Here is a 21,191-nt window from a genome sequence, read left to right as displayed (position 1 = left end):
ATATCACTACTCTTTTACGTCCAAGTTATTTTCTTTTAATAACTCTTTTGCTTTATCGAGTTGATTGTCTGCCTTATAAGCATCAGCTAAGTGAACGATGATTTCGGTGTTACTAGGTGATAACTCATATGCAAGGGTGAGTACTTTAAGTGCTTTCGGTAATCGGTTGGTTTTAGTCAAAATTATACCGTAAGTATCAAGTATTTGTGGGTGGTTAGGCGCTAATTCTATAGCTTTTGCAGAAAAATAATATGCTTGTTCTAAACTGTTTTGCTCTAAATATGTCCAAGCAATATTATTTAGGGCGACAACATCATTAGGATTTTTTTCTATCATCTTTTTATAGCTATTTATCGCATCCACGGGAGAATTCTTTACATACAATTCAGCAAGTAATCTACTGAATAAAGGTGTGTTTGGTGCTATTTTTAATTCAGTTTCAAGAAAATTTATCGCTTCATCCACCTGTCCATTATCCCTATATGCCGTTGCTAAAAAAAGTCCTGTAGATGTTCTTTTGTTTAACTTTAAAGAGCGAGATAAGTAATCTATAGCACGAGGGAAGTTCGACTGTGCTAGCGCAAGCTGTCCTTGAACTCTTAATAGAAAGGCATGGTTTGGCTCAATTGTTGATAAGCGTGTAATTTTTTTATTAGCAGTTTCAATTTGATTCGTCGCTAACAGATAATAGCCTTCTAGTACTTGTAGTTGAAAATGATTATGTAATTTCTCTTGTGATAATGCTTCCTTTGTTACATATAATGCGAGTTTGTATTGTTTCTTTTGATCTAATATATCTATATAACTCAAAAAAGCAGCTGAATTGTTTGGCTGCGCATTTTGCCATTTTTTATACATATCAGCTAATTTTTCATCATTATTATTAGCTAGTAAAGCATTAGAGAGAGCTAAAAAATAGAAATTAGGTAACACGTTGTAATCGGTTAATGTTTCTAAAATCGATATAGCTTGTGGGTAGTCTTTTTTAATGATTAAACGTCTAGACATTATCACTTTAGGCCATATAGCGTTAGGCGACTCTTTTATGAATTTTAATATTTTTGCTTCTAAAAACTGAGGTGTATTTTCTTTCAATGAGTTGCTTATCGCTAAGCGGTAAGCGTATGGGTATTCTAAATCAATCGAAAATAGCTTATCTAAGTAGGCATTTGATTCACTATATTTTTTTTCGTCAGCAGTGATTACTGCCAAATTAAAGAATGAAATTATGCTCTCAGGTTTAATTGTAAGGGCCTGATTAAAGTATTTTTTAGCATCACTAATATTCCCTGACTTCATTGCAATATTTCCACGAAGGATTATTGCGGCAGTGTTACTAGGGTTTGTTTTTAGCCATTTGTCGGCAATTTTTTCTGCTTCTAATATTTTATTATCTTTCAGGTAATTCATTGCTAAAGCAATATTTGCTGCTTTAAAATCAGGGTCTAATTTAATCGCCTTTTTTAGTTCATCTAAGCCAGATTTATCTGTATTAAGTAGCTTTATTATACCAAGTTGAGCTTTTATAGTCGCATTATCAGGAGCCAAATTATTAGCCATACTGAACATTTCTTGTGCCGCTTTCTTGTCACCCTTATTAGCTAACTCTCTGCCTATATTGACATAAAGTGAAGCGTCGTCAGCCGTTAAGTTTGAGAATTGGGCTAGTGTTTCATTAAGCTCTTCGGTGTAGCCTAATTTCACTTGTAATAACGCAAGAACTTTATGTACTCTATGGTCTTTAGGTAATAAGTCGGCAATGGCATTAAGTTGATAATAAGCCTGATTATAGCTTTTTAATTGATAACTACTTAGTCCTGAAATCATCTGAGCAAGTGCATTATTGGTACTATTAACGACTTTATCTGCTAGCTCTTTTGCTGCTTGGTAATCTTCATCTGAATATTTTACTTGTGCAGCTAATAGATTGATTGTTGGATGGTTATCATTAATCTGAAGAAGCGCTTCTATATGTGGTTTTGCTGCGTCGAAGTTACCTGCTTTAATATAGTTATGAGCGACAAGTGTCCTAATACCAAAGTTTGCTGGCTTCAATTTATAGTAAGCTGAGTAGGCTTCCGCAGCTTCTTGGTATTGTTCGTTATTACTGAGAATACTACCTTTCAATAATAAGGCTTCTTGAAATGTACTATCTTTCTCAAGTAAATGCTTTAAAAGCGACAAGGCTTCATCAGTGTTATTTTCATAGGCAGCAATTAATGCGTTCCCCAAAATACTTTGTAGAGAGTCACTGTTAAGATTATTCGCCTTATTAATATTCTCTTTTGCTAAGTCTATTTTGTCAGTACTTAAGTAAGCTTGTGATGTAAGTAATAGTGAATAAATTTGATCTTCAAGGTTTTTGAAATCTATAAGGTTCAATGTATTAATAACATTGTCAAATTGACTTAATGAGAGTTGCGTTTTTGCCAACATTAAAATTGCCTGATAATTTTGAGGATTGTTAGCTATAGCTCGCTTAAACTCCTTTTCTGCACTCAAATAATTGTCGGCACTAAGGTAAATTTTACCTAGTAAGTAACGAGCCTCGCTATGTTCGGGTTCTTTTTGTAGAATGTTTTTTAAATTGATAGCCGCTTCAGATTTTTCATTTTGCGAAATTAATGTTTTTGCTTCGATCAAAAGTTGTTCGTTATCTTTTGGAGATGAACAAGAAATAAGAGTTAAAAGCAGTGTAGGGAAGAGAATATTTCGGCAACGGTTATTCATTTGAAGTCCTTTTACATACCCACCCCAAGACTATAGAGGTTGAATTATGATTATAATGTTTTAGTTTTATTACCTCTAGTCTACTTACACACAATCCTTTTAGCAATATGAAACATGATTCTTGGTATTAAGCCTGCATTACCAAATGGTCGCCATGTTTTTTTGAATTTATTGCGATAAGCATCGAAATGAAGACCGTGTGGTGCAGCAATTATTTCTCCACGACCCAATAATATTTTAAGTGCATAAGTTTCTGCTATGCCAGCACAAAGGTTAACTGCCATAGGTGTAGAAGGGCCGCGTTTTTCTTTAAAACTAACTCGGCTTTCATCTACTAGGTATGAGCGCTGTAACATGGCGGGAGATAAACCGATTAAAAATTGAATGAGTTGATCGTCTTCAGTTTGTTTGTCTTCAAAACGAAAATACTCTTCATAAGTCATTTTTCCAGGCAGAAAGCATAAGAAAGCAGCTCCCATTCCAAGAGGCGCAGCTGTAATTACGGGGATGTTTTTTTCATAACATTTTTTAAACACTGTTTTTCGAGCTTCTAAGGCAAAAAAATCTAATGCATCAACATATAAATCAATACCTTCTAGAAATTCATCTACATTATGCTCAAAAACACCTTCCGGAAAAGACTTTATCTGTGCTTCAGGGTTGATGTCGAGGGTCATTCGTTCCATTACATCAACTTTTTGTTCTCCTAAAGTTGACATGAAGGCGCCCGATTGACGATTAAAATTATGTACTTCAAAATCATCGAAATCAGAAATGTGAAAATTTCCAACACCCAGTCTGGCTAAAGTCAGAAGATGTACTCCGCCTACGCCACCAGCGCCAGCTATAGCTACGTTTTTCCCACGAAGAATTTGTTGCTCATCTTCAGTAACCCAACCAATGTTTCTAGAAAAAGCTTTTTCATAGTTAAACATTCTATATACCTTTAAAATTTGTAATTATGTGAATAGCCGAAGAAATTAAATTGTACCCAGTAAGTCATGTTACAAATGCCCAACCTTATTATACTTTGTATATGTTGTGATGATTTATATTTCATATAATAAGATGACTTAATGCTTTACTATTATATGTAAGTATTTAATCCAACAAAAGATACAGGAAGTTTAATGAGATTTTTAAAGTCGATAATGTGTATAAGTGTTGTTTTGGTTTTATCTGCATGTTCTGACAATGAGTCGGCACAAACATATATCGCTAAAGCAGAGAGTTCAATTTTAGCAGAGAAAAACAACGCCGCAATTATTTCATTAAAAAATGCCCTTAAAGTTGATGGTAAAAATGCATATGCTAGATTCTTATTAGGCCAGTTATATCTTGGCGCAGGAGATGCTGAAAATGCAGTAAAAGAGTTAGAGCGTGCTAATACATTAAAATATGACCTTGATAAAGTGCTACCTTTATTAGCTCGTGCCTATATATTGACAGAATCTGATGATGATGTTTTAGCGCTTGAAATACACGAAAAGTCTTTATCAATACCAAATACTCAATACCTCGCCTATAAAACTTTAGCAGCATTGAGATCTGGAAAAAATGATCTTGCACAGGCAATAGTTGATGAAGCACTTTCTCTATTTGGATCCGATGGCTACAGCCTGTTAGCGAATGCCTATTTAGCCTTTTCAACACAAAATATTGATCATGCAAGTTCACTTGTGAAGCAAATTTTAACGACAATGCCAAACAATGCTGATGCACTTATGTTGCAAGGTCAGATTGCGACGGTTGAAAAAAACTATGCTTTAGCTGTTGTTAGCTTTAAGCAATATCAAAAAATGCAACCAAATTCAGGTAAAGTGCAATTTTTTATCGCTGATTCGTTAATCAAAAATGGCCAGTATGATGAGGCTGAAGCTATTGCCGATGTTATTTTAGCAAGAATTCCGACTCAACCTTTTTTACAATATATTAAGGCGATAGCACGCTTTGAAAATAAAGACTACAAAACGGCAAACGTTCTTGCTAATCAATCGTTAAGTTCAGGGTTTAATTCTTTTAGCTTGAAATTAGTTGCCGGGGCAAGTGCTTTTTATTTGCAAAACTATGAGCAAAGCCATCTTCATCTGAAAGATTTGACTTCATATTTACCCGCAGAACACCCGGTCAAAAGAATGCTTGCGTTAAGTCAATTACAGTTAGGTTTGATTGATGATATTAGCGAAACACTAAATGGTTACGACTCAAATAATAAAGAAAACGCACAGTTTTTATCTACATTAAGTTATGGGTTACTAGAAGTAGGGGCTTACGAAAAAGCACAAGAAATGGCTAATTATGCCTCTAGTGCAGAGAATATGACGGCTAAAGAAGTTGCAAGAGCGGGTATTTTGAAACTGATGATGAACGACCCTTCTGGCATTGAAAAATTAGAATTAGCTTTACAGCAAGACCCTGAATTGATTTCAGCAGAGCTTGCACTGGCCTTTGCTTCAATTCAGTCTGGAAACTTGGCTAGAGCAACTAAAATTGCAGACAAGTGGTTGGAGTTATACCCAAATAAAGCAGGGGGACATAATCTACAGGCGACAATTTTATTCAAAAACAATAAATTTGAGGAAGGAAAGGCTGCATTAGAGAAAAGTCTAGCATTAGAGCCTAATAATGTGTATGCATTAACAGAAATTGTAAAGTTGGTTGCTTATCAAAAAGATACCAAACAAGCTACGTTATTGACAGAGCAGGCACTTAAAGCACATCCGAATAATGTTGAAGTACTTCGCCTATACTTTGAGTTTCACAAAAATGAAGAAGGCTTAGAGGTGATTGCTCAGGCTCAAAAAAGTAATGCCGATAATGTCAAACATGGAATGCTATTAGCCGAAGTTCTTATACAGTTAGATCAATTTAGGCAAGCTAGTACGATGTTGAATGGTTACCAATTAAGTGGAAGAACGCCAAAACGTTATTGGCAGTTAGTACTTATGGCTAATGCTAAACAGCCAGATGCTAAAGATGTCTATTCAATCTTAGATAAGTGGTTTAAGAATAATCCTTATCATATTGAACCTGCCTTTTTATTAGCAAATTATTGGACGAGTAAAAAATCTCCTGACAGAGCATTGGGTGTATTAGATGAAGCCTCTAAAAAGCATCCTAACAATCTAATGATTAATTTGGTGAAAATGCAGGTTTTATTAGACAGTGGTGGCATAGCGGATGCGAAAGATTTGTTTAAGTCATTAGACCAATTTGATGTTAATGAAGATTTAAAAGCAGGAATAGAAGGTAGGATTTTCTTACTGGAAAGAAATTTTATTGATGCAATACCTAAACTTCAGCAGCAGTATAAGGCCAGAGCTACTAGTAATAATGCGTCGTTTTTAGCTTTTGCTTTGGAAGGAAATAATCAAAAATCGCAAGCTATTGAGCTGTTAGAGCAGTTTTCTGATAAGGAAAACATAGAAAATAAAATTGATCCTCGCGTTAGCCTGAGTTTAGCAAATATGTATTTAGCTGAACATAAAGATAAAGCTATTATTGAATATGAACGACTTATTAAAGCTAGCCCGAACAATATTGTGGCCTTAAATAATTTATCATGGCTGTATATGGAAGACAAAAAATATTCACAGGCCCTGAAATATTCGAAACAAGCCTATGCTATTAATTCTACAATACCGAATGTCGTTGATACTTACGCTCAGGTCTTATTAAAGTTAGATAATAAAGTAGAAGCATTAGCAAAAGCAAAAGCAGCTTATTATTTGTCTAAAGGGAAAGATACTGATATTGCTTTAAACTACGTAAAAACGTTATTAGTAAATAATAATAGAGTAGAAGCCCAACGTATATTGAGCGAAATAACGGTGGTATCAGCGGAGCAAATAGAGAAAAAAAGGAAATTGTCTGAATAGTTGAAGGTTTGTTGTATTAGTAGCGAAAAGAGAAGAAGTACATTTTATTTTCGCTACTTTTATCAGTATTTTCTCTGAGGTTATTATGACCAGTGGATATTCGAAATAGTTAATTAAAACTGGCTACGGATATCTTTTTGTATTTCTTTATACAAGCTCTTAAAGCCACTTGTTAGGTTTTCTAAAAATATTTCAGCATTAATATAATAGGGAGCACGTAAGCCATGATATTCAATGGGCTCACCAATTTGTACAAATTTAATGCCAACAAACTTCATACTACGGGCTAAACGTGGCTCCATCATTACATAGGCATGTTTTATACCGGTATCGATAGCTAAAGTGCCAGCAACCATATATAAACCAATCGCAATAAATGGAAAACATCGCAGTTCTGATTCAGAATATGAACTTTCACTAATGGCACCGATGGCAGAACCCTTAAAACGATCTGATTTACGACGTCTGAAGTCAGCTTTTACGGCCAAGCGAGAAATCTCACCAATTTCTTCACGTTTGAATCTTTTAGGATCGTAGTCTTTGTTTTGAATCGCGCCATAACAAAATTTTTCAATCGGTAACAATTCATCTTCATTGCTTGAGCGAACTATACGTACGCAACTGGTGTAATTATTGGTTGGTTTGTGCTGAATTAGAGCGAAAATAGAGTGAGAATCAAAATCATCCATTTCCATGCCATCGTCTTTTTGGTTTTCGAAGGCTAATTCTTCACAATAAACATTGTGACGAATTTTAAATACTTCGTTACGTAGGCTATTAGTATAGGCGTATTGTGGCTTGAGAAACTTGGTAAAATGCTCAGCAATATTTCCGGCATCATGATTGACCTTAAACGACGCCACTTTTTTTGCGACATCGCCAATGATAGGGGAATTTAATATTAATTTGCTTAGACTCATTTTCTCATCCATTTGTCTTCATGTTATTTCGTGATAGAAGTCATTACGTCACGAGACATACTATTAATATAACCTAATATCTGAGAAATATTACTATTAACTGTTAAAAATTTTATTTTTTTCCCAGTTTTATCGGTAATATTTCCTCTGCTGTTTTAAAGCCAATATCAAATAAGCTTTGTTTTTGCTCTGTCGTCATGGAAAAGTCTACGGCAGAGTAATTGCCAATATTAACTACTACGGTATTGTGCCAGAAGGCTTCATTAATATATTCGCGCGAGATCGTGGTCATAAAGGTACGAATAAGCAGGGTCACGTACATATAAATTGGGAAAAAACCTTTTATATTAACTTCATTATTTTCATGCTCACCTTTAAGGCGAAAACATAGTACCGGTGTACCGTCTTTTGCCCAGTCTCGATGGAGGGCGTCTTCAGATAAAATACTGCCGTCAACCATGACCTGTTCGCCAAAAGTCTTGAAACTAAATATTAAGGGAATGGACATCGAGAATCGTACCGCCAGCGATACTTTTACATCAGGGGTGAGCTCTTTGTTGAATATAACGGGGGTACCTTTAGCGACATCTGTGGCAACAATATGTAAGTTATAATCGAGCTCGGCAAATGTTTTTCCACCGAGTAGGCCATCCATCCATTGTTCAAAACGGTCACCTGAACTTAAACCACCGTTGCGAATTAATTTTAATAATGAAAATTCTCGGAACTTGTTATAATTAGTATTTAACGCGATATCTTTAATTTCAGCAGGGCTTAAGCCAGCTGCAAATAAGCTGCTAACAATACTGCCACCCGAAACTCCTACTAAGTGATTGAAGTCGATGTCATAAGCTTGTAACGCATGTAAGATACCAACGTGTGCAGGCAGTCGTGTGCCTCCGCCAGCGAAGATAGGAACTACCGTTTTTTTTGTCATATTGTTTAACGACCTTAAGAAATAGCTGCCTACAGGGATATAACATATTGTTATGATTATTTTAATTATGAGTAATCATAGCTGTTTTTGCGAGTAAAACGCAGTAAACTTATTGACGATAAATAATATTTATAATGAATGGAGGGTTTAAGATGCGTTATTTGAAAATAATATTAAGTGTTTATTTAATTTTTTATACCAGCTCAGTACTAGCCGATTTAGCGGATACCGTTGAAAAAATAAAACCGTCAGTAGTGGGTATTGGTGTTCATACGCCATCGGGTCGACAGCAAAATAGTTTGAACGGCAGTGGCTTTGTTATCGGTAATGGCCGCTATGTGGTCACCAACTTTCACGTTTTACCCAAAGAACTTGATGCAAATATTCTTCAACAGATGGCGGTGTTTACTGGCTCTGGGAAAGCGGCGAAAGTGCGAACCGCTGATATTGTTGCTAGTTCGCAGTTGCACGATATCGCCGTACTAAAAATCCATGGCGCGCCACTGCCCGCGATGCAACTTGCAAGTAAAGTGTTTAGTCGAGAGGGCAGCTATGTTGCTTTTACGGGCTTTCCTATTGGCGCTGTTTTAGGCCTATACCCTGTGACCCACCGCGGTATTATTGCCAGTATTACGCCAACGATAATCCCGGTGGATAATGCTCAGCAAATTAGTATTAAAATGTTGAAAATGTTACGTAATCCTTATTTAGTTTATCAACTTGATGCTACCGCTTACCCTGGCAATAGTGGCAGTGCTTTATATGATGTTGATTCAGGAGAAGTAATTGGTATTATTAATAAGGTGTTTGTGCAGGAGTCAAAGGAAGCGGTTATTACTAATCCTAGTGGCATAACATACGCGATTCCGGTTAAATATTTATTAGCCTTACTAAAAAAAGATAACATTGATTATCTCGGTACTAATTAGTAATTTTTAGTCTTCAGTTATGACAGTAAGGTCTTGCAGGATTTTGGGTGAGTCTATTAAGGATGAAACGGGCACTAAGTCAATATCAAGGGCTGCAAGTAACGGTATTAAACGATTGAGTGCAGCGATCGTTTCAGGGTGAGGGTGCGCAATAGCCACCACTGATTTATATTGCTGGGCGTGCTCAATAAGCTGCATAAATTGTTGATCAATATAGTCAGTGGTTAATTCGTTATCTAAAAATATTTGTCGGTGGGTTGTTGGAACGCCTACCTGAAGGGCAATATGTTCTGCTTTGGTTTTGTTGGTAGTAACACTGTCGATAAAAATTAAATCTCGCTCTTTTAAAAAACGCATGGTCCACATCATTGGATTATAAAGTTTGGTTAGTTTACTCCCCATGTGGTTGTTGATGCCAATAGCAAAAGGTATCTCAGCGAAAGCAAGTGCTAACTGATCGCGGATTGACTCTTCATTCATTTTGACGGTTAGTGCGCCAGGCCCTAGCTTTTTACCATTTTCTGCTTCCATTGGGATATGCAAAATAATTTCGTTATTTTTATGATAGCCTTCTAAAGCCAGTCTTTTACCATAAGGCGTATGGGGGAGAATAGCGAAGGTTATTGCGCCGGGTAAGGTTAGCACGGCAGCATCACTTTTTCGGTAACCAATATCGTCAATAATAATGGCAACTTGTGCGTTTTTAGCGGTTGCTAAAGGCGTTATACTTAGTAACGTCAATAAAATAACTAGTCGTAGGAATAAAGGCAAAAGAACTCTTAATTTGGAATACATTATTATTGACCAAGATTATCAGTAGAAAAAGTTAAAATCGAGGAGAAGTTAACTTTTTATCTTCATTTAAACCACACTGTAGGGGTTACTGCCTGACGCATCGCTGCGTATTTCGAAATAATTACAGCGGATTGACTGTTTTTATTTATTAGAAAAAATAAGCCTCAGTAGGCAATATATATTTTTACTTTATTTAAACCAAGCTTTAGGGTTAACTGCCTGACCATCGCTGCGTATTTCAAAATATAATCCAGATTGACTCTGCCCACCACTTTGTCCAACAAGTGCTATCGGTTCACCGGTTTCTACCCGGTCTCCTACCGACTTTAATAACGCTTGGTTATAGCCATATAGGCTCATATAGCCGGCGCCATGATCTAATACGGTGACTAAACCATAACCTTTTAACCAATCTGAAAACAATACCGTGCCGTTATGAATGGCTTTAACTTGTTTACCAACAGGAGCGGTTAATAAAATACCTTTCCATTTTAAGTAGCCTTGTTTGCGAGAGCCAAAAGTGTGGCTAATTTTGCCTTTAACCGGCCAAGAAAGTTTTCTTTTAAGTTTTTTTAGGCCAACTAACTCTGCACTTTGTTTTGCTAATGCTGCGATTCGTTGTAATGCCACCACTAAATTTTGTTCTTCTGCCACTAATTGAGCTAACAGCTGTTTGCTACCAAGCAGCTCTTTATTTAATGCGCGAATAGTATTCTTTCGTTCTTGCTTAGTGTTTTGAAATACGATTTTCTGTTCGGCTTGTTGTTGTTTTATAGTGTTTAACTTTTTAGCTTGCTCTTGGTGTTGTGTCGTTACGGCGAGCAAATCACTTAAGACAATCTGAAATTGGTCAATTTCTTTGATGCGAGCATCGTTCAAATATTTATAGTAGGTAACGGTACGTTCTACGCTAGCAGGGCTTTGCTGGTTAAGTAATAATTTAATATAGTCGTGATGTCCCGATGTATAAGCGGCTCTTAATTGTTGGGCTAACACTTTTTCTTGTTGCTGTTTCTTGTGCGTTAAGGTTATTTTTTCTTGCGCGAGTTCTTTTAATGTTTGCTGAGTATCTTCAAAATCATCTTGGGTTTTAATCATCACCTTTACTATTTTAGCGATTGAAATATCGTCATTTCTTAATTGATTTTCTAAAGATGAGCGTTTATTACTCGTTTGTTTAATCGATTTTTCTTGCTCAACTATTTGCAGCTGAACTTTCGACAATGCTTGATTGGTTTTATTGGTCGTATCACCATTACTCGACGTCTGCTCAGTGGCGTTCACCGACATCAATACGCAGCTAAGGCTGAATATTGATGCAAATAAAGATATTTTTTTCACGGTAAATTTCATTTTAATAATAATTTTCTTAGATAAACTTCATTAACGAATGACCGGTCATTTGCTTGGGTTGCTCTATATCCATCAGCTGTAATATTGTTGGCGCAATATCACTCAACGCGCCATCTTCTGCTGGTTGAGCGGGTCGGCCAATATAAATTAGCGGCACAGGTTCACAGGTATGCGCGGTGTGTGCTTGGCCTGAATTGTTATCAACCATTTGTTCAGCATTGCCATGGTCAGCGGTAATTAAACACTCTCCACCCACTTTTTCTAGAGCGGCAACAACACGGCCTACGCTAGCATCAACCGCTTCACAAGCGGCTACGGCAGCATCAAACTTTCCAGTATGACCCACCATATCACCATTTGGATAATTACAAACGATAAAGTCGTGTTCACCGCTTTCAATGGCGGCGACTAATTTATCAGTGAGTAACACTGAATTCATTTCTGGTTGTAAATCGTAGGTGGCAACTTGTGGTGAAGGTACTAAAATACGTTGTTCGCCAACAAATTCATTTTCTTTACCACCGCTGAAGAAAAAAGTAACGTGCGCATATTTTTCTGTTTCTGAAATACGTAATTGTGTTTTGTTATTCTTCTCTAACCATTCACCCAGTACGTTCTCAAGTGCCACTTTAGGGAAAGCGATATTGGCTTTTATGTCGCCGGCATATTCGGTGAGCATGACAAAGTCAGCAATACCAGGACACTTGTTACGCTTAAAGCCAGAAAAGTCTTGTTCAGTGAAGCAGCGGGTAAATTGACGAGCACGGTCGGCTCTAAAGTTCATAAAAATTAAGGAGTCACCATCATCAATTTTTATGGCTTGGTTGTTTTCGTCTAAAATTGCTGAAGCGGCAACAAACTCGTCATTTTCATCACGGGCATAAGCGGCGGCTAATGCCTCAGTTGCGCTTGAATATTTATACTGTGCTTCACCACTAACCATTAAGTTGTAGGCTAATTCGACACGATCCCAACGTTGGTCACGGTCCATGGCATAATAACGACCAATTACCGAAGCTATCTGGCCACAGCCTAGTTGTTTGAATTTTTCTTGTGCTTTAATTAATGACGCTTCTGCGCTACGTGGTGGTGTATCACGACCGTCTAGAAAAGCGTGTAAGTAAATTTTACGGGTACCTTTTTCTTTAGCCAGTTCGAGCATTGAAAAAATATGATCTTCATGGCTATGAACGCCACCTGGTGATAATAAGCCAAAAATATGTACGGCTTTATCATTTTTAACGGCTTTATCAACCGCATCATTAAGTGCTTTGTTGCTGTTAAATTCTTTATCTTTTATCGATTTGGTAATACGAGTGAAGTCTTGATAAACAATACGACCAGCGCCTAAATTAACGTGACCCACTTCTGAGTTGCCCATTTGTCCGTCAGGTAAACCTACTGCCATGCCTGAGGTGCCAATTAACATATGTGGATAGCGAGCATTTAAATCGTCGAGTACCGGCGTTCTTGCATGAAAAATAGCATTAGATTCTGTAGATTCTCGGTATCCCCAACCATCTAAAATCAGTAATACGGTAGGTTTTTTATTTGGCATTTTAGTTTCCATAACGGTGAAATTAGCTAATTATTCACCAGTATACCAAGGCAAATCAAGAATTGCTTGTGTGGTATTAGACAAAACATTTCAAATGGATTGTGTGCTTTTATTCGTTATCGGTCGGTTGTATCAACAAAAAAAACCTTTTCATTGATTTAATCACTTATCACGTAAAGTTCTTTTTGGGTTTGCTTGGTAATTCTGTATACTATCGTTAACTTTTTATTCAACCAATATTTATTATTTTTATGGATCAATTAATTATTTTTGCTGGTAATCATCCAGTGCTAAGCGCTGCTTGGGCAGCTATTGTCGTTCTTATTATTGTGACGACTATTCGTATTCAAATGTCTCCTATTAAGCAAATATCTACACAGGAACTTACTTTTTTAGTAAACCGTGAAGAAGGTGTAGTCGTTGATATTCGTACCGAAAAAGAATTTAAAGCGAGTCGTATCATCGATTCAAAAAATTTAGTGAAAGAGAAAGTATCAAATAATGATTTTGCTACCCTTGAAAACTATAAAGATAAACCCATCATAGTTGTATGTACCGCAGGAATTACTGCTACCCCGGTTGCTAATCAATTACTTAAAGCAGGCTTTACTAAAGTAAGTTTGTTAAAGGGTGGTATGAATTCTTGGGTTAATGCCGGTTTACCACTGGTTAAAAAATAATAGCTAATAACTAATAAAGGTTTGATATGACAGTTGATATTTATACTAAAGTAACTTGTTTTTACTGTATGCGAGCAAAAGCTTTACTCGAAGAGAAACAAGTAAGCTTTAATGAAATTAAAATTGACAATAATACAGAATTGCGCAATGCCATGATCAAGCGTAGTGGCGGTGTAACTGTGCCACAAATCTTTATTGGTGATCATTATGTCGGGGGCTGCGATGAACTATTCGCACTTCACGCCGCTAATAAATTAGATGAACTTTTAGCAAGAGATTAAAAGTCATCATTATATAAAATAATAAATACAATAGGAAAAAACTATGTCTGATGAGAACACCAATAACGCTGATGCGCCAGAAGCCGCTACTGAACAAGCCGCACCGCAATTTGCTATTCAACGTATTTATACAAAAGATATCTCTTTTGAAACGCCAAATTCTCCTGCTATTTTCCAAAAAGATTGGAAGCCTGAAATTCAATTAGATTTAGATACTAAATCAAATAAATTGGCTGAAGATACATATGAAGTTGTTCTTTCGGTAACCGTTACCGCGACTGTTGAAGGGCAAACGGCCTTTTTAGCTGAAGTCCAACAAGCTGGTATCTTTTCTATTGGTAATTTACCTGAAGCACAACTTGCTCATACTATTGGTGCATTCTGCCCAACAACATTATTTCCGTATGCACGTGAGTCAGTGGCGAATTTAGTGAGTCGTGGTTCATTTCCACAAATTAATTTAGCACCAGTAAACTTTGAAGCACTATTTGCTTCATATGTTCAACAACGTGCCGCACAAGCACAAACTGAACAGATACCTGCGAGCAGTGAAACTCACTAATTAACGGTTTTTCTTCAAAATCGGCTAGTAGTAACAATAAAATGGAAGTGATGATATGTCGAAATTAACGGCAAAAATCACGGTTTTGGGGGCAGGGTCTTATGGCTCTGCCCTTGCTATTTGTCTCGCTCGAAATGGTCACAAAACCGTATTATGGGGACGAGATCCTCAACACATTGCGCAAATGCAAGCATCTCACTCGAATGAGAAATATTTACCGGGTAGTGAGTTTCCACCCTCACTAACAACGACTAACGATCTTGAAAGTGCTGTTCAAGCGAGTGAAAACATTTTAGTGGTTGTCCCCAGCCATGCCTTCGGCGAAATGCTCAGCCAAATTAAACCCTACTTATTATCAAAGGCTAAAATAGCTTGGGCAACTAAAGGTTTAGATCATAAAACAGGTCGATTACTGCAAGATGTTGCCCGTGATATTCTGGGGGATGATATTTCATTGGCCGTACTTTCTGGGCCAACCTTTGCAAAAGAGATGGCTGCTGGCTTACCAACGGCTATTTCATTATCGTCAACTGATGATGATTTTGTCACTGAAATTTCTGATCTATTACATTGTGGCAAAACCTTTCGGGTCTACGCAAATAAAGACTTTATTGGTGTACAACTCGGTGGTGCGGTTAAAAATGTTATCGCTATTGGTGCTGGCATCGCTGACGGTATTGGCTTTGGTGCCAATGCTCGTACTGCGTTAATTACCCGTGGTTTAGTTGAAATGACACGTTTAGGCTGTGCACTTAATGCCGAGGCAAGTACTTTTATGGGGATGGCTGGATTAGGTGATTTAGTCTTAACCTGTACTGATAATCAATCACGTAATCGTCGATTTGGCTTAGCACTTGGCAGCGGCGTTGATGTTGAAAAAGCGATGGCTGATATTGGCCAAGTTGTTGAGGGCTATCGTAATACCAAAGAAGTTTATATGTTAGCACAACGTATGGGCGTAGAAATGCCGATAGTCGAGCAAGTCTATCAGGTACTTTATTGTGGCAAATCAGCAAAGCTAGCCGCTGCTGATTTACTTTCTCGCGACCGTACTGTCGAATAATTTTACACTTTGTTTGGCTCAGTTTATCTTTACTATTGTGAAGTTAAACTGAGCCTTCAAAGCCCATTTGTCGCCAAGCTTCAAAAATAAGTACTGCGGTGGCATTCGATAAATTCATACTCCGGCTGTCTTTTAGCATAGGGATACGAATTTTATCTTTATCGGGTATTTGCTGTCTTACTTCTTCTGGCAAACCACTGGTCTCTGAGCCAAAAAGTAAATAGTCCCCAGGTTTAAAGGCAATATCACCATAGTAATTGGTTGTTTTAGTGGTCACCGCTAAAACTCGTTCAGGTTGTTCACTTTCGATAAAAGCTTGATAATCTTTATGGCGCTTAATGGCGGCAAACTCATGGTAATCTAAACCCGCGCGGCGAAGCTTTTTATCGTCTAGATCAAAGCCAAAGGGTTCAATAAGGTGTAATCTAAAGCCTGTATTCGCACAGAGGCGGATAATATTACCGGTATTCGGTGGGATTTGTGGCTGAAACAAAACGACGTCTAACATAAAAATGTACTTAAATTCGAAGATGATAAGGTATTATACCAAACGAATTACTATATTGTACAAATTAGCGCTTAAGTAGCAAGCATGGAAAAGTAATGACTATGAGTGAAGCTTTATCAAAAAAAAATGACTACAGTTTTTGGGTAAGAGTAGCTGCTTTCGCTGCTACTGGAACGGCCTTATTACTTTTTCTTTTGAAACTATATGCTTGGGTGGTAACAGATGCTAGCTCAATGCTGGCTTCGGCCACTGATTCGATGTTGGATTTATTTGCTTCGTTGATGAATGTGGTTATTCTTCATTATGCATTGGCACCCGCCGATGAAAAGCACAAATTTGGTCACGGTAAAGCCGAGAGTTTAGCCGGTTTGGTACAAGCCGCTTTTGTGACCGGTTCTGCCTTGTTATTGATCTTTCATGGCTTTGACCGAATTATTCACCCCAAACTGGTTGTTAAAACAGAAATAGGCATAGTGGTGACGATTATAGCTATCGTGATGACACTGTTACTAGTGGTGTTGCAACGTTTTGTGATTGCCAAAACCCGTTCTGTTGCCATTAGTGCAGATGCTTTGCATTACCAGTCAGATTTATTATTAAACCTGGGCGTATTAGCGGCGTTGATTTTAAGCAGTGGCTATTCTTTATATGCAGATGGGATATTTACTTGTCTTGTGGGAGTGTTGTTATTGAGTGGCGCTTTAAAAATTATTTACTTAAGTGTGCACAACTTAATGGATCATGAACTGAGTGAAGAAGAGCAGACTGAAATTACCGCTATTGTGATTGCTCATGATTCGACCTTAGGTGTTCATGACTTGAGAACCCGACAATCAGGCCCACATCGCTTTATTCAATTTCATTTAGAGCTCGATGACCGACTGTCTTTACTGGAAGCTCACGATATTGGTGAAGCGATAGAAGAAGAAATTGAAGCGAAATTCTCGCCTTGCGAAGTGTTTATTCATCATGACCCCACTTCAGTGGTAGCAATTAAAACGGTTAATATCAACCAAGAACTGCAATAGAAATAACATTAAGTTTAATGTGTATCAAACCACTGCAGTGCTTTTTTTAAGGCGGGGCTGCGGTACTGGTCTTGCTCGAACATAAGCTCGTGCCGCGCATTGTCGATAGTGAAAGGTTTGCCTTCAGGGCAAGACTGTTGGTGGTATTGGTGTAATTGCTGACAGAAAGTGTTTTGCGCTTTATTACAAACGATCGTGTCGTTACCTGACTGCATGACTAAAATAGGTGTAGTCAATTTAGCTAAATCTGCAAAAATATTTTTCTTAGCGATAATGGCTTCTTTGAGCCAATGAGTGGTGACACCGCCCAATTGTATCTCTTTATTTTTCTGATAAAGTTCCACAAAAGTTTGGTAGCGAACAGTCGATTGACTAAGTTCATTTTTAGCAAAAGGTGTGTGTTTAAAGGGGGTTTGTCCCATAAAAAAATTAGCTTCAGCACTAAAGCAAGCGTTAAAGAAATCACCTAAATAAATAATCCCTTTGGCAAGCCAGTTAGCGATATTGCCGTTGTTAACTGCAATCATTGGCGAGGTTAACACCGCAGACTTTACTGACAGTGGGTATAACTGCATCATGCGCACAGCAATGGCTCCCCCCATGGAATGTGCTAATAGATGGGGTTTTTTAGGACATGTTTTACTGGGAATATTTGTGGCACTTTCTAAAACAACATCATCAATAAATTTTTTAAGATCTTCGGCGTAGTCATCAAATTCTTTTACATAGCCTTTTTGGCCATCATTCAATAATCGTTGTGACAAACCTTGACCACGGTGGTCGACGATAAATATATTATAACCTTGCTGATACAAGTCAAAGGCGAGCTCTTGATATTTTAGATAACTTTCAGACCGTCCAGTAACCAGTACAAGATTTTCTTGGTTTTTACTGTGAGTAAAGGTTGCGTAATTTACTCTTATTTTATCGACGCCACTAAAAAATGAGAAGTAACCTTGTTGCCAAAACTGTTTTATTTCAGTTGATAAGCGAGCACTAAGCTCACTTTCTTTGCCATAGTCGTTACTATTGATTTTCGCTAAAGCCATGTTGTTTAATCCTAAGGTCGCATGACATTAGCGGTGACAATTCACTTATGTCCATCAGTTTTATGTCAGTGTTGTGCTTATTGGCAAAATAATGGTTACAGATAAGCCACCAGAGTCGTTGTTTTTAGCACTTATCGCACCATTATGTGCTAATACTGCTTGCTGTGCTATGGCTAAGCCTAAGCCGGTGCCACCCGTTTTTCTATCTCGGGCTTCATCGACTCGATAAAAAGGCTGAAAAAGTTTTTCGATGGTACTTTGAGGAACGCCATTACCGCTATCGCTAATGATAATCTTAATACTGTCTTGTTGATTGAGAATAACACTCGCCATAGAAATGACGACTTCACTGTGCTTTGGGCTATATTTAATGGCGTTAATAATGACATTGCTAAAAGCACTGCTTAATAAATTTTGATCTCCGGGTAAATCCAAAGAGAAAAAGTGCTTCATAGTAATTAAGATATGTTTTTCGTCAGCAAGGTACTGGCAGTCTTGACAAATATCGGCTAATAATTCATCGAGATGAACGGTTTGCAAATTAATTTTTTGAAAGGTGTTTTCTAATCGAGAAAGAGAAAGCACATCGCTTATCATTTCATTTAAACGGCTGACTTCTAGTTCACAGCGCGCGAGATGTTTTTTTTGTAACTCGGGTTTGTTAATCGCTTGCTGAGCTAGACCAACCGCAAGTTGTAAGCGAGTCATCGGGGAACGAAGCTCATGGGAAACATCAGCTAATAATCGCTGATTAGCGGTTAGATTTAATGATAACTTGTCGGCCATCGTATTAAAGCTGATGGCAAGTGAACCCAGTTCGTCTTTTCTTTTATTGGCATGTTCGATACGGGCATCAAGCTGGCCGTTACCAATATCGGTTGCCGCACGTCGTATTGCCAATATTGGCTTAATTAATGTTCGTGCTAATAACCAGGCTAATAGAGCACTGACCGCTATGGGGATGGCAAGTTTCAACCAATTAGGCAGTTGCATAATAAAAGAATCAAAATGTCGAGACTGACCTTTAATGGCTAAATATAGTTCGACGGGTTGATTATCTAAGATGATATTTTTAGGGCCAGTAATACGAGATCTTGGAAATTGAATGGAGGTAATGGCTGAAAAGCGATTTTTTTCTAGGTAGCTAACCAAGTCTTTTAAAAAACGGCTACTATCAGTGGTGAGCTGACCACTATCAATATTTCTGATAATAATAGCCTCATTAGGCGATTTTCCTCGATATCGCAAAAGACCATCGGCTGACATATTATTTCTTTCAATACGTTTAGCGATACGGTTCAATTTTTTTAAGTCGCCATGGTGCGCAGGCAAAACAATACTGTTCTGTGCTAACTGCGCTGAGATAAATCGTGTTGCTATAATAGAGCTCAAGGCGAACAGCCAAAACCATAAAAATATCTTAAAGCCAATCGATGAAAGTGACTGTCTAATTTTATTGAGCATTAATCATTTATCCCCGAGCTCTCTCCTGTGAGGAAGATATAACCCGCGCCGCGAATGGTTTTTAATTTATCACTTGCAGAAAACTCGAGTAACTTTCGGCGAATATTACTGATGTGCATGTCGATACTGCGATCAAAAGCACTTAATTTTCGTTTCAATATTTGTTCTGATATTTCATTTTTACTGACGATTTGACTGGCATTATTCATCAGCAAAGCCAATATTTGAAACTCGGTACCGGTTAATTCAACTAACTGTTGATGGCAAAAAGCCTGACGAGTGCTATGTTCAAGCCTGACCTCATTAATTTGTTGATGGCTGATAGTACTTTCATTGGACTTAACTATTTTAATACGCCGTAAAATAGCTTTAATACGTGCCAGTAATTCACGATGCTGAAAAGGTTTCGCTAAATAGTCATCGGCGCCTAGCTCCAAGCCTAATATTCTGTCGTCGTTATCACCTTTAGCCGTTAACATTAAAATTGGCGTTTTATGCTGGCCACCTAAGGCTTTTAATACTTCAAAGCCATTTAGTTTGGGCATCATAACATCAAGTAATATCAGTGAAAATTTTTCATCATAAGCACGTGCCAGACCACTAACACCATCATGGCAGGCTTCTAATTCAAATCCTTCATACGACAAATACTCAGTTAATAGCTCAGTGAGTTCTTTGTCGTCATCGATGATTAATATTTTCTGTTTGCTCATGAGGTTTTGTTATCTTTTGTTAGTGGTGGTATTTGGCGTATCTTAATATTAACTTAACTGTTATTAGAAAACTGACTTTGTTGTTGCCTTTACAAAAACTTTACACTGCCTTGCGTTTCTTTGCGTTGCAAGGTTTATAGTTACCTCACTTAGAAGAATGAATCGATTCAACGGGCTCGCTCAGTAATCGATCCATTCACTTAATCAATATTATTATCTATTTAACCCAGAGGTAAATCTTATGAAAAGTAAACGTTCAGTTTTATTAACCAGTGCATTATTAACCTTATCCTTAGCAAGTACCGCAGCGTTGGCGATTAATAACGGTGATGTCGTTAACAATGACCGTCATGATGCCAAGCATACCGGTAACCATCAGCACAAATCAAAGCGTGGCATGAAAGGTGACTTTAAAAGAATGGCAAAGTATTTAGCGCTTACTGACGAACAACGTGAGCAGGCAAAGGCGTTAAATAAAACAGCAAAAACAAGTCGTTCAGCATTAAAAGAGAGTATGCAAGGTTTTCATCAACAACGTAAAGCGTTACTGAAGGAAGAGCACTTTAATGAACAAGCTTTTATTGATTTACAAAGTCAATACCAAGATATTATTGCACAAAAAGCCTTAATTAAAGCAAAGAAAGAGCACAGTTTTATGATGATATTAACGGAGGGACAAAAAGAAAAAATGCAGTCACACCAAAAGCATGATGGCAGAAGAAAGCATCTTGCTGAGTAATATT

19 protein-coding genes are annotated in these 21,191 nt (G+C 37.4%); 8 read left to right on the top strand and 11 right to left on the bottom strand.

Annotation, left to right across the window (positions count from 1 at the left end; translation table 11 throughout):
• Positions 1 to 6: 6 nt before the first annotated feature.
• Together prsT (H4J66_RS10495) and H4J66_RS10490 are read right to left on the bottom strand one after the other, a co-directional pair.
• Complete coding sequence (gene prsT, locus H4J66_RS10495) at positions 7 to 2,730, bottom strand: XrtA/PEP-CTERM system TPR-repeat protein PrsT (RefSeq protein WP_182174097.1); 2,724 nt, start codon at positions 2,728 to 2,730, stop codon at positions 7 to 9.
• An 80-nt stretch (positions 2,731 to 2,810) separates the two neighbouring features.
• Complete coding sequence (locus H4J66_RS10490; RefSeq protein ID WP_182174094.1) at positions 2,811 to 3,665, bottom strand: ThiF family adenylyltransferase; 855 nt, start codon at positions 3,663 to 3,665, stop codon at positions 2,811 to 2,813.
• 195 nt (positions 3,666 to 3,860) lie between these two features.
• Here H4J66_RS10490 and prsT (H4J66_RS10485) point away from each other — a divergent pair, with 195 nt between their 5' ends.
• A complete protein-coding gene (prsT, locus tag H4J66_RS10485; protein WP_182174091.1) occupies positions 3,861 to 6,608 on the top strand; it encodes an XrtA/PEP-CTERM system TPR-repeat protein PrsT in 2,748 nt (915 codons plus the stop codon).
• A 113-nt stretch (positions 6,609 to 6,721) separates the two neighbouring features.
• Here the strand turns inward: prsT (H4J66_RS10485) and H4J66_RS10480 are convergent, their stop codons facing one another.
• Positions 6,722 to 7,528: a PEP-CTERM/exosortase system-associated acyltransferase gene (locus H4J66_RS10480; RefSeq protein WP_182174088.1), complete on the bottom strand. Its 807-nt coding sequence runs from the start codon at positions 7,526 to 7,528 to the stop codon at positions 6,722 to 6,724.
• Positions 7,529 to 7,640: 112 nt separating this feature from the next.
• Positions 7,641 to 8,465: a patatin-like phospholipase family protein gene (locus tag H4J66_RS10475; RefSeq protein ID WP_182174085.1), complete on the bottom strand. Its 825-nt coding sequence runs from the start codon at positions 8,463 to 8,465 to the stop codon at positions 7,641 to 7,643.
• Between the two features lie 152 nt (positions 8,466 to 8,617).
• Here H4J66_RS10475 and H4J66_RS10470 point away from each other — a divergent pair, with 152 nt between their 5' ends.
• Positions 8,618 to 9,394: a serine protease gene (locus tag H4J66_RS10470; RefSeq protein ID WP_182174082.1), complete on the top strand. Its 777-nt coding sequence runs from the start codon at positions 8,618 to 8,620 to the stop codon at positions 9,392 to 9,394.
• Between the two features lie 6 nt (positions 9,395 to 9,400).
• Here H4J66_RS10470 and H4J66_RS10465 read toward each other — a convergent pair whose 3' ends face one another.
• From H4J66_RS10465 to gpmI, 3 genes are all read right to left on the bottom strand, one after another.
• Positions 9,401 to 10,165: a divergent polysaccharide deacetylase family protein gene (locus H4J66_RS10465; RefSeq protein WP_259369106.1), complete on the bottom strand. Its 765-nt coding sequence runs from the start codon at positions 10,163 to 10,165 to the stop codon at positions 9,401 to 9,403.
• A gap of 213 nt (positions 10,166 to 10,378) precedes the next feature.
• Positions 10,379 to 11,530, bottom strand: coding sequence for a peptidoglycan DD-metalloendopeptidase family protein (locus H4J66_RS10460; RefSeq protein ID WP_182174076.1), 1,152 nt, complete (start codon positions 11,528 to 11,530; stop codon positions 10,379 to 10,381).
• A gap of 28 nt (positions 11,531 to 11,558) precedes the next feature.
• The gene (gene gpmI, locus H4J66_RS10455) at positions 11,559 to 13,100 is read right to left on the bottom strand and encodes a 2,3-bisphosphoglycerate-independent phosphoglycerate mutase (protein WP_182174073.1); all 1,542 of its coding nucleotides are present in this window, start codon (positions 13,098 to 13,100) and stop codon (positions 11,559 to 11,561) included.
• A gap of 251 nt (positions 13,101 to 13,351) precedes the next feature.
• Here gpmI and H4J66_RS10450 point away from each other — a divergent pair, with 251 nt between their 5' ends.
• The 4 genes from H4J66_RS10450 to gpsA are packed head-to-tail and all read left to right on the top strand — an operon-like array spanning position 13,352 to position 15,686.
• Positions 13,352 to 13,780, top strand: coding sequence for a rhodanese-like domain-containing protein (locus H4J66_RS10450; protein ID WP_182174070.1), 429 nt, complete (start codon positions 13,352 to 13,354; stop codon positions 13,778 to 13,780).
• Positions 13,781 to 13,806: 26 nt separating this feature from the next.
• The gene (gene grxC / locus H4J66_RS10445; protein WP_182174067.1) at positions 13,807 to 14,061 is read left to right on the top strand and encodes a glutaredoxin 3; all 255 of its coding nucleotides are present in this window, start codon (positions 13,807 to 13,809) and stop codon (positions 14,059 to 14,061) included.
• A 43-nt stretch (positions 14,062 to 14,104) separates the two neighbouring features.
• Positions 14,105 to 14,623, top strand: coding sequence for a protein-export chaperone SecB (gene secB / locus H4J66_RS10440; protein ID WP_182174064.1), 519 nt, complete (start codon positions 14,105 to 14,107; stop codon positions 14,621 to 14,623).
• A 55-nt stretch (positions 14,624 to 14,678) separates the two neighbouring features.
• The gene (gene gpsA / locus H4J66_RS10435; RefSeq protein ID WP_182174062.1) at positions 14,679 to 15,686 is read left to right on the top strand and encodes an NAD(P)H-dependent glycerol-3-phosphate dehydrogenase; all 1,008 of its coding nucleotides are present in this window, start codon (positions 14,679 to 14,681) and stop codon (positions 15,684 to 15,686) included.
• Between the two features lie 43 nt (positions 15,687 to 15,729).
• Here gpsA and trmL read toward each other — a convergent pair whose 3' ends face one another.
• Positions 15,730 to 16,194, bottom strand: coding sequence for a tRNA (uridine(34)/cytosine(34)/5-carboxymethylaminomethyluridine(34)-2'-O)-methyltransferase TrmL (gene trmL, locus H4J66_RS10430; protein WP_182174059.1), 465 nt, complete (start codon positions 16,192 to 16,194; stop codon positions 15,730 to 15,732).
• Between the two features lie 95 nt (positions 16,195 to 16,289).
• Here trmL and H4J66_RS10425 point away from each other — a divergent pair, with 95 nt between their 5' ends.
• On the top strand, positions 16,290 to 17,222 hold the full coding sequence (locus H4J66_RS10425) for a cation diffusion facilitator family transporter (protein WP_259369105.1): 933 nt from the start codon (positions 16,290 to 16,292) through the stop codon (positions 17,220 to 17,222).
• A 14-nt stretch (positions 17,223 to 17,236) separates the two neighbouring features.
• Here H4J66_RS10425 and H4J66_RS10420 read toward each other — a convergent pair whose 3' ends face one another.
• The 3 genes from H4J66_RS10420 to H4J66_RS10410 are packed head-to-tail and all read right to left on the bottom strand — an operon-like array spanning position 17,237 to position 20,448.
• A complete protein-coding gene (locus H4J66_RS10420; RefSeq protein ID WP_182174056.1) occupies positions 17,237 to 18,271 on the bottom strand; it encodes an alpha/beta fold hydrolase in 1,035 nt (344 codons plus the stop codon).
• 60 nt (positions 18,272 to 18,331) lie between these two features.
• Positions 18,332 to 19,735 carry an ATP-binding protein gene (locus tag H4J66_RS10415; protein ID WP_182174053.1) on the bottom strand — a complete coding sequence of 468 codons (1,404 nt, stop codon included), beginning with the start codon at positions 19,733 to 19,735 and terminating at the stop codon, positions 18,332 to 18,334.
• Positions 19,735 to 20,448 carry a response regulator transcription factor gene (locus H4J66_RS10410; RefSeq protein WP_182174050.1) on the bottom strand — a complete coding sequence of 238 codons (714 nt, stop codon included), beginning with the start codon at positions 20,446 to 20,448 and terminating at the stop codon, positions 19,735 to 19,737. Before H4J66_RS10410 ends, H4J66_RS10415 begins: the two co-directional genes overlap by 1 nt.
• A gap of 241 nt (positions 20,449 to 20,689) precedes the next feature.
• Here H4J66_RS10410 and H4J66_RS10405 point away from each other — a divergent pair, with 241 nt between their 5' ends.
• Positions 20,690 to 21,187 (top strand): Spy/CpxP family protein refolding chaperone, encoded by a 498-nt coding sequence (locus tag H4J66_RS10405; RefSeq protein ID WP_182174047.1) that lies wholly within the window; start codon positions 20,690 to 20,692, stop codon positions 21,185 to 21,187.
• The last annotated feature ends 4 nt before the right edge of the window (positions 21,188 to 21,191 follow it).

This window comes from Colwellia sp. MB3u-55 (assembly GCF_014076785.1).
Lineage (GTDB): Bacteria > Pseudomonadota > Gammaproteobacteria > Enterobacterales > Alteromonadaceae > Colwellia_A.
The sequence above is the reverse complement of the archived record's forward strand: the minus strand, read 5'-3'. Positions and strand labels throughout refer to the sequence as shown.

What these genes read in the sequence shown, in the direction of transcription:
- prsT (WP_182174091.1), top strand. Translation starts at nt 3,861, where the DNA reads ATGAGATTTTTAAAGTCGATAATGTGTATAAGTGTTGTTTTGGTTTTA.
- secB (WP_182174064.1), top strand. Translation starts at nt 14,105, where the DNA reads ATGTCTGATGAGAACACCAATAACGCTGATGCGCCAGAAGCCGCTACT.
- H4J66_RS10470 (WP_182174082.1), top strand. Translation starts at nt 8,618, where the DNA reads ATGCGTTATTTGAAAATAATATTAAGTGTTTATTTAATTTTTTATACC.
- H4J66_RS10420 (WP_182174056.1), bottom strand. Translation starts at nt 18,271, where the DNA reads ATGGCTTTAGCGAAAATCAATAGTAACGACTATGGCAAAGAAAGTGAG.
- H4J66_RS10475 (WP_182174085.1), bottom strand. Translation starts at nt 8,465, where the DNA reads ATGACAAAAAAAACGGTAGTTCCTATCTTCGCTGGCGGAGGCACACGA.
- H4J66_RS10490 (WP_182174094.1), bottom strand. Translation starts at nt 3,665, where the DNA reads ATGTTTAACTATGAAAAAGCTTTTTCTAGAAACATTGGTTGGGTTACT.
- H4J66_RS10425 (WP_259369105.1), top strand. Translation starts at nt 16,290, where the DNA reads ATGACTATGAGTGAAGCTTTATCAAAAAAAAATGACTACAGTTTTTGG.
- grxC (WP_182174067.1), top strand. Translation starts at nt 13,807, where the DNA reads ATGACAGTTGATATTTATACTAAAGTAACTTGTTTTTACTGTATGCGA.
- gpsA (WP_182174062.1), top strand. Translation starts at nt 14,679, where the DNA reads ATGTCGAAATTAACGGCAAAAATCACGGTTTTGGGGGCAGGGTCTTAT.
- trmL (WP_182174059.1), bottom strand. Translation starts at nt 16,194, where the DNA reads ATGTTAGACGTCGTTTTGTTTCAGCCACAAATCCCACCGAATACCGGT.
- prsT (WP_182174097.1), bottom strand. Translation starts at nt 2,730, where the DNA reads ATGAATAACCGTTGCCGAAATATTCTCTTCCCTACACTGCTTTTAACT.
- gpmI (WP_182174073.1), bottom strand. Translation starts at nt 13,100, where the DNA reads ATGCCAAATAAAAAACCTACCGTATTACTGATTTTAGATGGTTGGGGA.
- H4J66_RS10410 (WP_182174050.1), bottom strand. Translation starts at nt 20,448, where the DNA reads ATGAGCAAACAGAAAATATTAATCATCGATGACGACAAAGAACTCACT.
- H4J66_RS10405 (WP_182174047.1), top strand. Translation starts at nt 20,690, where the DNA reads ATGAAAAGTAAACGTTCAGTTTTATTAACCAGTGCATTATTAACCTTA.
- H4J66_RS10480 (WP_182174088.1), bottom strand. Translation starts at nt 7,528, where the DNA reads ATGAGTCTAAGCAAATTAATATTAAATTCCCCTATCATTGGCGATGTC.
- H4J66_RS10450 (WP_182174070.1), top strand. Translation starts at nt 13,352, where the DNA reads ATGGATCAATTAATTATTTTTGCTGGTAATCATCCAGTGCTAAGCGCT.
- H4J66_RS10415 (WP_182174053.1), bottom strand. Translation starts at nt 19,735, where the DNA reads ATGCTCAATAAAATTAGACAGTCACTTTCATCGATTGGCTTTAAGATA.